This is a genomic window from Neobacillus terrae (assembly GCF_011393025.1).
GTDB lineage: Bacteria > Bacillota > Bacilli > Bacillales > Cytobacillaceae > Neobacillus_A > Neobacillus_A terrae.
The window spans coordinates 24,342-36,660 of record NZ_JAAOEO010000030.1; the positions used below are offsets into that span (position 1 = coordinate 24,342).

10 protein-coding genes are annotated in these 12,319 nt (G+C 38.8%); 8 read left to right on the forward strand and 2 right to left on the reverse strand.

All coding sequences use genetic code 11. From position 1 onward, the window contains the following. Positions 1–16: 16 nt before the first annotated feature. Both rnpA and rpmH read right to left on the reverse strand, forming a co-directional pair. On the reverse strand, positions 17–358 hold the full coding sequence (rnpA, locus tag G8761_RS23950; RefSeq protein WP_166030463.1) for a ribonuclease P protein component: 342 nt from the start codon (positions 356–358) through the stop codon (positions 17–19). A 94-nt stretch (positions 359–452) separates the two neighbouring features. After that, positions 453–587, reverse strand: coding sequence for a 50S ribosomal protein L34 (rpmH, locus tag G8761_RS23955; protein WP_081679967.1), 135 nt, complete (start codon positions 585–587; stop codon positions 453–455). Positions 588–1,684: 1,097 nt separating this feature from the next. On the opposite strand from rpmH, the gene dnaA reads away from it, so the two are divergent. The 8 genes from dnaA to G8761_RS23995 all read left to right on the forward strand — a co-directional run bounded on the left by dnaA (position 1,685) and on the right by G8761_RS23995 (position 12,048). Then, positions 1,685–3,031 (forward strand): chromosomal replication initiator protein DnaA, encoded by a 1,347-nt coding sequence (gene dnaA / locus G8761_RS23960; protein ID WP_166030464.1) that lies wholly within the window; start codon positions 1,685–1,687, stop codon positions 3,029–3,031. 185 nt (positions 3,032–3,216) lie between these two features. Then, complete coding sequence (gene dnaN, locus G8761_RS23965) at positions 3,217–4,353, forward strand: DNA polymerase III subunit beta (RefSeq protein ID WP_166030465.1); 1,137 nt, start codon at positions 3,217–3,219, stop codon at positions 4,351–4,353. A 233-nt stretch (positions 4,354–4,586) separates the two neighbouring features. Beyond that, positions 4,587–4,802 carry a S4 domain-containing protein YaaA gene (gene yaaA / locus G8761_RS23970; RefSeq protein ID WP_166030466.1) on the forward strand — a complete coding sequence of 72 codons (216 nt, stop codon included), beginning with the start codon at positions 4,587–4,589 and terminating at the stop codon, positions 4,800–4,802. A 17-nt stretch (positions 4,803–4,819) separates the two neighbouring features. Next, positions 4,820–5,938, forward strand: a complete 1,119-nt coding sequence (gene recF, locus G8761_RS23975; RefSeq protein WP_166030467.1) for a DNA replication/repair protein RecF — start codon at positions 4,820–4,822, stop codon at positions 5,936–5,938. A 9-nt stretch (positions 5,939–5,947) separates the two neighbouring features. Further along, on the forward strand, positions 5,948–6,187 hold the full coding sequence (gene remB, locus G8761_RS23980; protein ID WP_166030468.1) for an extracellular matrix regulator RemB: 240 nt from the start codon (positions 5,948–5,950) through the stop codon (positions 6,185–6,187). 63 nt (positions 6,188–6,250) lie between these two features. Beyond that, on the forward strand, positions 6,251–8,173 hold the full coding sequence (gene gyrB, locus G8761_RS23985) for a DNA topoisomerase (ATP-hydrolyzing) subunit B (protein WP_166030472.1): 1,923 nt from the start codon (positions 6,251–6,253) through the stop codon (positions 8,171–8,173). Between the two features lie 129 nt (positions 8,174–8,302). Next, the gene (gene gyrA / locus G8761_RS23990) at positions 8,303–10,876 is read left to right on the forward strand and encodes a DNA gyrase subunit A (protein ID WP_166030469.1); all 2,574 of its coding nucleotides are present in this window, start codon (positions 8,303–8,305) and stop codon (positions 10,874–10,876) included. A 92-nt stretch (positions 10,877–10,968) separates the two neighbouring features. After that, positions 10,969–12,048: an HD domain-containing phosphohydrolase gene (locus G8761_RS23995; RefSeq protein ID WP_166030470.1), complete on the forward strand. Its 1,080-nt coding sequence runs from the start codon at positions 10,969–10,971 to the stop codon at positions 12,046–12,048. The last annotated feature ends 271 nt before the right edge of the window (positions 12,049–12,319 follow it).

Here is a 12,319-nt window from a genome sequence, read left to right on the forward strand (position 1 = left end):
GGCGCAGCCAGCCAGATTATTTCCTTAGCACTTTCCCTACTTTTAAAACATGAGTAAGGCTTTTTTTCACCTCAGAAAAATCCATCTCTGCGACCGGTTTTCTAGCTATGATGACATAATCATTTTCAGGCATTATCTGATCCATTAATTCTAAAACAGACTGACGGACATACCGCTTAATCTGATTTCTCATTACTGCATTACCGATTTTTTTGCTTACAGAAAGGCCAATCCGGAAATAAGGCTGTCCCTCTTTCTTTAATGCATAGACAACAAATTGCCTGTTAGCAAACGATCGGCCATTTTTGAAGGCATCCTGAAATTCCTGATTCTTTTTAATACGCAATTCTTTTTTCATGTTTTTCACCTTTAGTCCAGTTGGTCTAAAATGGAGCGACAATTCTACTATAACCATTTATTTTTAAAAAAAGACCACTGAGACATTCAGTGGTCTAAGCTGATAATACTTTTCTTCCTTTTAGACGACGGCGAGCAAGAACTTTACGTCCGTTTGCTGTGCTCATACGACTACGGAAACCGTGAACTTTGCTGTGTTTACGTTTGTTTGGTTGATATGTTCTTTTCATTATATGACACCTCCCTGAGGAATAGCTGTTAAAGACAGTCTTAATTATTATAAAGACGGACCCCCCGAATTGTCAACTCCTCCTCCGATATTTCCTTTTGCTTTGTATTGTAAATTTTTAAATCAGCCGGATCTTTTCCCCTTCTTAATACTAGAACATCTCTTATTTTAAAAAGGATTAGTTAAATTTAACTGCTAATTTTTACTGGCTCTTTTCTAAGAGATTGTTGCAATTTGAAGAAACTGTGAGTAAAAATTGGCGAGACTCCTGCAGGAAAAGCAAGCCAGGCGAGACCCCGCAGGTCATTAGCGACCGAGGAGGCTCGCGGATTGCCCGCGGAAAGCGCGTCAATTTTTGCTTTTATAAACAACAAAGCTTACGAAAGAACCTTTTTATAAGAAAGCACAGCACGAAGGAAATGTGAATGTCCCTCTCAATCAACACTATTGTTTAAACAGCTTTAAAATTTTCATTTTACCTATCTCATCATATAGCTGGATCCGATCAGCTAAACTTCCTATTATTTAATTTTTAGCCTGGAAGAAATTTTAATCGAAAACTAAGCATACACACATGCCGATCCAACCAATTTACCATATCTAAAAATTTACCCATTTTTCTTTAAAAAGAAGCCTGTGGATAAAAAATCGACATTTTTTTTGATATCCACATAGCTTACTGACAAGTTTTTCACAAATCACTGCCCTGTGGACAATTTTTAAGCACATCCTGTCAAGCTTGTGGATAAACTATGAAAAAGCATTGCGCGTCTTAGAAAAATTTGATATTATATTTGTGTTTTCACTCTTAATAACTTTATTCGATTATTTTTTTATCCACAGTTTGTGGATAACTTGTGGACAGGTTATTCCCACCCTTTGTAGAAACTTGTCCACAAGAGGTGGATATTGTCGAAACTCCACAATCTTTCCTATTATATGTTTTTTCCACAAACAACGTTTCGTATATTTATAAATTATAGGTTGTACAGCTTGTATAACCTCCTATTTTAACGAAACAGGACATCTTTCTTTCGCGCAGCAGAATGCCAAAAGACCCAGGTGTTTAAAAATTTAAATAGAAAAGGAGGGAACCAATTGGAAAATATTGCGGATCTTTGGAATGCTGCTCTCAGCAATATCGAGAAAAAGATAAGTAAGCCCAGCTTTGATACTTGGCTTAAATCAACAAAAGCACATTCTCTTCAGGGAAATTCACTTGTCATTACGGCACCGAATGAATTTGCCCGCGATTGGCTGGAAGAGCGCTATTCACAATTGATTTCGGGGATTCTAGATGAAATTACCGGCGAAGAATTGACGGTTAAATTCATCATTCCCCAAAACCGGAATGAAGAAGATGACACCATCCTGATCCCTGTAAAAAAGCCAAAAAAAGATTATGAGCAGACAGAGTTTCCGCAAAGCATGCTCAATCCTAAATACACATTTGATACATTTGTTATAGGATCTGGCAACCGATTTGCCCATGCAGCTTCACTTGCAGTAGCTGAAGCCCCTGCAAAGGCCTATAACCCATTGTTTATTTACGGGGGAGTTGGTCTCGGAAAGACCCACTTAATGCATGCAATTGGGCATTATGTACTTGACCATAACCCGCAGGCAAAGGTTGTCTATTTGTCTTCTGAAAAATTCACTAATGAGTTTATAAACTCTATCAGAGACAATAAAGCAATTGAATTCCGCAATAAATATCGAAATGTTGATGTATTGCTTATTGATGATATTCAATTTTTAGCCGGAAAAGAATCAACACAAGAGGAATTTTTCCATACTTTTAATACTCTTCATGAAGAAAGCAAGCAAATTGTCATTTCCAGCGACCGGCCGCCAAGGGAAATTCCGACATTAGAAGACCGTCTTAGGTCGCGATTTGAATGGGGACTAATAACCGATATTACACCTCCGGATCTTGAGACAAGAATTGCGATTCTGCGAAAAAAAGCAAAAGCAGAAGGCCTGGATATACCAAATGAAGCCATGCTTTATATTGCAAATCAAATTGATACTAATATTCGTGAACTTGAAGGTGCACTTATTCGTGTAGTAGCCTACTCTTCACTTATTAATAAAGATATAAATGCAGATCTTGCCGCTGAGGCGTTAAAAGATATAATTCCTAGCTCAAAACCCAAGATTATTACCATTCTTGAGATCCAAAAGGTTGTGGGCCAGCATTATAATATAAAGCTTGAGGATTTTAAAGCGAAGAAAAGAACCAAATCAGTTGCTTTCCCAAGGCAAATAGCTATGTATCTATCAAGGGAATTAACGGATTACTCATTGCCTAAAATTGGAGAAGAGTTTGGCGGTCGTGACCATACTACCGTTATCCACGCCCATGAAAAGATTTCTAAGCTGCTGCAGGTAGATGCCAACCTTCAAAAGCAAATGAAGGAATTAAATGAATTGTTGAAAGTCTAGTCTATCTGTGAATAACTCGACCTCATATACACACAGTCTGTCCACATGTGGATAGGCTGTGTTTCCTTTGATAACAAGAGTTATCCACATACTAACAGGCCCTACTAGTACTTCTACTCTTTTTTAAAAACTTATTATTATATGACTGCGTCAAATTAAATATGCTAAAACGGAGGATTTTGAGTATGCGATTTATAATCCAGCGTGACCGTCTGGTTCAAAGTGTCCAGGATGTCATGAAAGCTGTAACAAGCAGGACAACTATTCCTATTTTGACAGGTATTAAGATTGTTGCTGATCATGAAGGAGTAACATTAACAGGCAGTGATTCAGATATTTCTATCGAATCTTTTATTCCTAAAGAGGAAGATGGAAATGAGATTGTTGAAATTAAACAGCCGGGAGCAATCGTTCTTCAGGCTAAGTTTTTCAGTGAAATCGTTAAAAAGCTTCCAACCGATAGTGTAGAAATTGAAGTGCAAAATCATTTACAAACGGTTATTCGTTCTGGTAAATCAGAATTTAATTTAAATGGCCTGGATGCAGAGGAATATCCTCACCTCCCGCAAATAGAAGAAAATAATAAATTCAGTATTCCAACTGATCTCTTAAAAGCAATGATCAGACAAACTGTTTTTGCAGTGTCCACCTCAGAAACACGCCCTATCTTGACAGGTGTAAACTGGAAAATGGAAAATGGGGAATTAATCTGTATTGCAACAGATAGCCATCGCCTGGCCTTAAGGAAGTCAAGAGTCGAAACAGAAATGAATGATAACTATAATGTGGTTATTCCAGGTAAGAGTTTAAATGAATTAAGCAAAATTGTGGATGACAGCAATGAACACGTTGATATTGTCATTACTGAAAACCAAATCCTTTTTAAAGCTAAACACCTGCTTTTCTTTTCTAGATTACTTGAAGGTAATTATCCTGATACATCAAGACTCATTCCAAATGAGAGCAAAACAGAAGTAACAGTAAGGACGAAGGATTTCCTTCAGGCAATAGATCGTGCGTCTTTGCTGGCTAGAGAAGGCAGAAATAATGTAGTCAAGCTAGCTACTCTTGAAGATGAAGGACTTGAGATTTCTTCTAATACACCAGAGATTGGAAAGGTTGTTGAGGAAGTACAAAGTCAAGCAATTGAAGGAGAAGAACTGAAAATCTCATTTTCAGCTAAATACATGATGGACGCTTTAAAAGCACTCGAAGGAACAGACATAAAAATCAGTTTTACCGGGGCAATGAGGCCATTTGTCATTAGGCCGATGCATGATGAAACAATTCTCCAGTTGATTTTACCTGTAAGAACTTATTAATTTAGTAAAGTTTGACTTTAAACTCCGTCCAGCTTAAAGCGCCAAGAGGGCACTTTAATTTTTCTTCGGATACACTGAACGAGGTTGCATAAACTAGACATAGAGAGGCTGCCAGAAACAACGCTGGCGGCTTTATTTCCTTTCCAAAAGACTATTTTTAGCTTTTCTTTGTAGAAATCAGTTTTTTTTAGTAAAATAAAGTATTAGAGACTATTACGGAAATGAGTGAAAAAATGCCTTCAAAAATAAAGATTGAGACGGAATATATTACATTGGGGCAATTCCTTCAAGTAGCAGACGTAATCCAGACAGGCGGAATGGCTAAGTGGTTTTTAAGTGAATATGAGGTTTTTATTAACGGAGAACAAGACCAAAGAAGAGGGAGAAAACTTCGGGAAGGTGACCGGATCGAAATTCCAGGACATGGTGTTTTTACTATAACGCGATAGCAAAAGGAAGTTAAAGTATGTACATTGAGCATTTAGCACTGAAAAATTATCGTAATTATGAAGACATTTCACTTGAATTTGAAAATAAAGTTAATGTCATTCTGGGTGAAAATGCTCAAGGAAAAACGAATGTTATGGAATCCATCTACGTTCTTGCCATGGCAAAATCGCATAGAACCTCCAATGATAAAGAACTTATTCGCTGGGACCAGGATTATGCTAAAATAGAAGGCAGGGTCCAAAAACAATACGGACCGCTGCCTATGCAGCTGATCATTTCCAAAAAAGGCAAGAAGGCAAAATGCAACCATATTGAACAGCAAAGACTCAGCCAGTACATAGGCAATGTGAATGTTGTCATGTTTGCTCCCGAGGATCTCAACCTTGTTAAAGGAAGTCCTCAGGTACGCCGGCGATTCATAGATATGGAAATTGGCCAGGTTTCTCCTGTTTATCTTCATGGTATGAGCCAATATCAAAAAATACTTCAGCAGCGTAATCATTATTTAAAAATGCTTCAGTTAAATAAACAAAGTGACCATACAATGCTTGAAATATTGACCGAGCAATTTATTCAGGTTGCCGTTAAAATTGTTGCCAAGCGTTTTGAATTCCTGCGTCTTTTGGAAAAATGGGCCCTGCCAATTCATAAAGGCATTTCAAGACAGCTGGAAACGCTGAAAATAGATTATAATCCCTCTGTTGATGTATTAGAAGACCAGGATTTGTCGAAAATGATAGAAAGATTTGAAGAGAAATTTCATAAGACCAAAAAAAGAGAGATTGAGCGCGGTATGACCATGTTTGGACCTCATCGTGATGATTTGCAGTTCATAGTGAACGGAAGAGACGTGCAAACATTTGGTTCACAGGGACAACAAAGGACAACTGCTCTATCAATTAAATTGGCAGAAATCGAATTGATCCATTCGGAAATTCGCGAGTACCCCATTTTGCTCCTTGATGATGTGTTATCTGAATTGGATGATTATCGGCAGTCCCATTTGCTCAATACCATACAAGGAAAAGTCCAAACCTTTGTTACTACCACCAGCGTGGAGGGAATTGACCATCAAACATTGAAGGAAGCATCTACCTATGAGGTAGAATCAGGAACAATCCGGAAAGTTAATTGAGGTGGAATCATGTATATCCATATTGGAGAAGAGTATTCCCTCCGTGCAAAAGATATTATTGCTATTATAGATAAAGATTCAGCATCCTCCGCCTTTGTAGAAGAATTTTTAAAACAGAGGGAAAAAGAGCTGATAAACCTTTCCAAAAATCCCTATAAATCAATCGTTATTACAGAGGGAAAAGTGTTCCTTTCCCCCTTTGCTTCAGGAACGTTGAAGAAAAGATCAACTCAAATGAGTGAGTTTTAAAATAGCATTATAAAATTAGCGATTATTTAGAGTTACAAGAAAGTGCAGGTGAACGGTATGACTATGGAGAATAAAGCAGTTGAGGAACAAGCTTATGATGAAAACCAGATACAGGTACTTGAAGGATTGGAAGCAGTTCGGAAGCGTCCGGGAATGTATATCGGTTCAACAAGTGGAAAAGGCCTCCATCACCTAGTCTGGGAAATTGTCGATAATAGTATAGATGAAGCCCTTGCAGGATTTTGCGATGAAATCAATGTGATAATAGAAGAGGATAACAGCATAACTGTAAAAGATAATGGACGTGGAATCCCAGTTGGTATCCACGAAAAAATGGGACGCCCTGCAGTAGAGGTTATTATGACAGTACTCCATGCCGGAGGTAAATTTGGCGGAGGAGGTTATAAGGTATCCGGGGGACTGCATGGTGTAGGTGCATCAGTTGTTAATGCCCTATCTACTGTGCTGGAAGTCTATGTTCATAGAGACGGACATATTTATTATCAAAAATTTGAGCGTGGAGTGCCCGCTGCGGACCTTAAAATAATTGGTGAAACTGACCACACTGGTACTATTACCCACTTTAAGCCGGATGCAGAAATCTTCACCGAAACTCTTGAATATGATTATGAGACGCTCGCAAACCGTCTGCGTGAGCTTGCCTTCCTTAACCGAGGACTTAAGATTACGATTGAAGATAAGCGTGAGGAAAATAAGCGGAATGAGTACCATTACGAAGGTGGAATTAAGTCTTACATTGAACACTTAAATCGAACAAAGGAAGTTGTTCATGATGAGCCTATTTACATTGAGGGTGAGCGGGATGAAATTACCATAGAAGTAGCCCTTCAGTACAATGAGGGCTATACAGGAAATATTTATTCATTTGCCAATAACATTCACACTTATGAAGGCGGAACGCATGAGTTCGGCTTTAAAACTGCCTTAACAAGAGCCATAAATGACTATGCAAGGAAAAATGGAATCTTTAAGGATGCAGATGCCAACCTTTCCGGGGAAGATGTCCGTGAGGGTTTAATTGCAATAGTTTCAGTCAAACACCCAGATCCACAGTTTGAAGGACAAACAAAAACCAAACTGGGAAATTCCGAAGTAAGAACAATAACCGATAGTGTTTTTGCTGATCATTTTGAGAAATTCCTTTTGGAAAACCCAACTGTGGCCAGAAAAATTGTCGATAAAGGCCTTATGGCAGCCCGGGCAAGAATGGCAGCTAAAAAGGCACGTGAGCTTACCCGGAGAAAAAGTGCATTAGAGATTTCCAGCCTCCCAGGTAAACTTGCTGACTGTTCTTCAAAAGACCCTGGTATTAGTGAAATATATATTGTTGAGGGTGATTCAGCAGGAGGATCTGCTAAACAGGGACGTGACCGCCATTTCCAGGCTATCCTTCCTTTGAGAGGTAAAATCCTGAATGTTGAAAAGGCCCGTCTAGATAAGATTCTATCCAACAATGAAGTAAGAGCCATGATAACCGCAATCGGCACTGGAATTGGCGAAGATTTTGATATCTCTAAAGCACGGTATCATAAAATTGTCATCATGACGGATGCTGATGTTGACGGAGCACATATTCGGACTTTGATTTTGACTTTCTTTTACCGTTATATGAGACAGATAATTGAAGCTGGCTATATTTACATTGCCCAGCCGCCACTATACAAAGTCCAACAGGGAAAACGTATTGAATATGCTTATAATGACCGGGAACTGGATCAAATATTCGCAGAGCTTCCAAGCCAGCCAAAGCCGAATATACAGCGTTATAAAGGTCTTGGTGAAATGAATCCTGAACAGTTATGGGAAACAACAATGAATCCGGACACAAGGACTATGCTGCAGGTTAGCCTGGACGATGCAATTGAAGCCGATGAAACCTTTGAAATGCTAATGGGTGATAAGGTTGAACCGCGCAGAAACTTTATTGAAGAAAATGCTCAATATGTAAAAAATCTAGATATTTAAAGACCTGAAAGAAGGATATTTGCAGGATAGAGGTGTTGCCGCTATCCTCCTTTTATCTTTTATGACCAAATTTTTTTGCAGTTAAAAGTGCTTCGTATCACCAGTTTCTAAAAAGGAGGTCTTTCTGAAATGGCAGAAACACCGAATTCTCAAGTAAGAGAAATTAATATTAGTCAGGAAATGAGATCATCATTCCTTGATTATGCAATGAGCGTTATTGTATCGCGTGCCCTCCCGGATGTCCGAGACGGATTAAAGCCTGTACATCGCCGTATTTTATACGCTATGCATGACCTTGGAATGCATTCGGACAAACCCTATAAAAAGTCTGCCCGTATCGTTGGCGATGTAATTGGTAAATATCATCCACATGGTGACTCGGCTGTTTATGAAACAATGGTCCGTATGGCACAGAATTTTAACTATCGTTATCCGCTAGTTGACGGACACGGAAACTTCGGTTCAGTCGACGGTGATTCAGCAGCAGCTATGCGTTATACAGAATCCCGTATGTCGAAGATATCAATGGAATTACTCCGGGATATCAATAAAGACACTATTGACTATCAGGATAACTATGATGGTGAAGAAAGAGAACCAGTAGTGCTTCCAGCTCGCTTTCCTAACCTTCTTGTAAATGGCACCACAGGGATTGCTGTAGGGATGGCTACCAATATCCCTCCTCATCAGCTTGGAGAGGTTATTGATGGTGTTCTTGCTGTCAGCAAGGATCCTGAGATTTCTGTTCAGGAACTTATGGATATTATTCCAGGTCCGGATTTTCCAACTGGGGGATTAATTCTTGGCCGCAGCGGAATCCGCAAGGCATATGAGACAGGACGCGGTTCCATTACGATTAGAGCAAAAGTGGAAATTGAGCAGAAATCAAATGGTAAAGAGACCATTATTGTTAATGAAATCCCTTATCAGGTTAATAAAGCTCGCCTTATTGAAAAAATTGCGGAATTAGCACGTGACAAGAAAATTGATGGCATAACCGATTTGCGTGATGAATCTGACCGCAGAGGAATGCGGATTGTGATGGAAGTGCGAAGAGATGCAAATGCCAACGTAATTCTAAATAATCTTTATAAACATACAGCACTTCAGACAACATTCGGAATCAATACACTAGCCCTTGTTGATGGGCAGCCTAAGGTATTAAATTTAAAGCAGTGCCTTGTTTATTACCTTGAGCATCAAAAAGTGGTTATTCGCAGAAGAACAGAGTTCGAATTAAGAAAAGCAGAAGCAAGAGCACATATTCTCGAAGGCTTGCGAATTGCTCTGGATCACTTAGATGAAGTAATCAATTTAATCAGAAGCTCGCAAACAGCTGATATTGCCCGCGAGGGATTAATGACAAACTTCAGCTTATCTGAAAAGCAGGCACAGGCTATTTTGGATATGCGTCTCCAGCGTTTAACGGGTTTGGAAAGAGAAAAGATTGAAGATGAGTACCAAGGCCTGGTTAAACTTATTGCGGAACTTAAAGCAATCTTAGCTGACGAAGAGAAAGTACTTGAAATTATCCGTGAAGAGCTGACTGAAATTAAGGAGCGTTTCAATGACAAGCGCCGCACTGAAATCATTACTGCCGGCCTTGAAAACATTGAAGATGAAGATTTAATCCCGCGTGAAAATGTAGTTATTACCCTTACTCATAATGGCTATATTAAACGCCTTCCTGTATCAACCTACAGGGCTCAGAAGCGTGGAGGCCGAGGAATTCAGGGAATGGGAACTAATGATGATGATTTCGTTGAACACCTAATCACTACATCGACCCATGATACAATTCTATTCTTTACGAACAAAGGTAAGGTTTACCGTTCGAAGGGTTATGAAATTCCTGAATTCAATAGAACAGCGAAAGGAATTCCAATTATTAATCTTCTTGGTATTGAAAAAGGAGAATGGGTCAACGCTATTATCCCGGTTGAGGAATTCGTTGATGACTGGTTCCTATTCTTTACCACTAAAGAGGGAATTTCAAAACGATCTCCACTTACGTCCTTTGCTAACATCAGAAATAATGGCTTAATTGCCTTGAACCTCCGTGAAGGTGATGAACTTATTTCTGTTCGTTTAACAGATGGCACCAAAGAAATTATTATTGGTACGAAAAAAGGAATGCTCATTCGCTTCCCTGAAACAGATGTCCGTACAATGGGAAGAACAGCTACCGGAGTAAAAGGAATCACACTTGGCAGCGATGATGAAGTCGTTGGCATGGAGGTTTTAGAGGAAAACAGTGAAATTCTTATCGTTACAAAGAATGGTTACGGTAAACGGACTCCTGCTTCTGAATATCGAATTCAGGGCCGTGGCGGTAAAGGTATCAAAACAGCTAATGTAACTGACAAGAACGGAGATCTTGTATCCATGAAGGCAGTAACTGGTGAAGAGGATCTCATGCTGATTACAACAGCAGGAGTGCTCATCCGTATGGGCGTTGATGGCATTTCTACAATGGGAAGAAGCACAATTGGAGTTAAACTCATAAGCATAAGAGAAAATGAAAATGAGTTTGTTGCGACTGTTGCTAAAGTAGAAAAAGAAGAAGAGAAGGCAGATGATTTCGAGGAATCAGATGAATTAGAAAGCAGTGAACAGCAGCAAATGAGTGAAACTGTTTCAGAAGGGTCTGAAGATCTCGAAAGCAGTAAGACCGATACAGATTCTGAGTCAGAAAGTGAATAATATAAAAAAAAATTTGAGAGGAGCACCTATGGTGTTCCTCTTTTTGGTAAAATAAAAATTATTACAGAAAATCATTTATCGGGGTGGCTTCGGTGCGCGTAAGTATAAAAGAACTTCAAGAGGGCTGTATTTTATCTGAGGATATTTTTTGCAGGACAAATCGCCCTATTATCCCTAAGAAAACTGTTATGGATAAAAGTCGGATAGAAGTATTAAAAGCTTTCCTTATACAAAACATTGATGTAGAAAAGACTCTTATCTCAGGTATGCCCTTTATTCCATCACATGTAATTGATGAGCAGCCGAAGACTGAAAAACAACCTATCACCTATAGCTTTCATGATTTATTTCTGCAATCTGTTCTCCTTTTTAAAAAGGAATTTCAATCCTGGCAGTCCGGCTTGAATATAGATATAGCAAAGGTAAGAGCTTTGTTATTGCCTTTATTGGATAAAATGGACAGCAACCCGTCGGAGATCTTTAGCCTTTATCATTTTTCTACAAAAGAGGATTATTTGTTTCATCATTCAGTTGCAGTAGCCATTATTTCCGGATTTATCGGACAGCGTTTAGGATTCCAAAAGGGTGACATAGTTCAAGTCGCAATGGCTGGCTGCCTTGCTGATTGTGGGATGGCAAAAATAAAACCCGGAATAATAAATAAAAAATCTTCTCTTACCCAATTTGAGTATGAGGAAGTCAAAAAGCATCCAATATATAGTTATCGGATGGTAGAAAGTGTTCAAGTTCTTAGGAAGGAAACAAAAGCATCGATACTTATGCATCATGAACGCCTTGATAGAAGCGGGTATCCATTCGGAGAGGCCGATGCCAAAATACCGGAATATGCAAAAATAATTGCTGTTGCTGATGTTTTCCATGCTATGACTTCTGAACGCCTGTATAGGAGCAAGCAATCACCTTTTAAGGTTCTTGAGATGATTCTTGAAGATAACTTTGGCCAGTTTGATATAAGCATTCTGAAGGAGCTTCAGGCAGGCATTCTAAATTTCTCCGCCGGAAGCCAGGTGCGATTGTCAGACGGCAGAGAAGCTGAAATCCTCTTTATTGATATGAAACAGCCGACAAGGCCAATTGTTAGAATCATAGAAACTGATGAATTATATCCTCTAGACCGAAATCGACGGATCTTTATAGAGGAAATTCTTTAAACCCGGGAGACAGATTCAATATGCTGCTCCTTTTTTTTGTTTACTAGCTTGATAAATAAATAAATGGCTGGTATAATCATTAAAGTCGGATTGTTGCCAAACAGTATGAAATTAAATCAATAAATAACTGTTGACATCATTTTTGATAAATGTTATATTATTAAAGTCGCTTCTGAGTGATGGCGAGAACTTGTTCTTTGAAAACTAAACAAACAAAGCGTGAACAAACAAACAATAACATGATGAATTTATTCATCAGCCAACGTAACTT

Coding starts and splice junctions, on each gene's coding strand:
- gyrB (WP_166030472.1), top strand. CDS start 6,251: ATGGAGAATAAAGCAGTTGAGGAACAAGCTTATGATGAAAACCAGATA.
- gyrA (WP_166030469.1), top strand. CDS start 8,303: ATGGCAGAAACACCGAATTCTCAAGTAAGAGAAATTAATATTAGTCAG.
- yaaA (WP_166030466.1), top strand. CDS start 4,587: ATGCCTTCAAAAATAAAGATTGAGACGGAATATATTACATTGGGGCAA.
- remB (WP_166030468.1), top strand. CDS start 5,948: ATGTATATCCATATTGGAGAAGAGTATTCCCTCCGTGCAAAAGATATT.
- dnaN (WP_166030465.1), top strand. CDS start 3,217: ATGCGATTTATAATCCAGCGTGACCGTCTGGTTCAAAGTGTCCAGGAT.
- rpmH (WP_081679967.1), bottom strand. CDS start 587: ATGAAAAGAACATATCAACCAAACAAACGTAAACACAGCAAAGTTCAC.
- rnpA (WP_166030463.1), bottom strand. CDS start 358: ATGAAAAAAGAATTGCGTATTAAAAAGAATCAGGAATTTCAGGATGCC.
- recF (WP_166030467.1), top strand. CDS start 4,820: ATGTACATTGAGCATTTAGCACTGAAAAATTATCGTAATTATGAAGAC.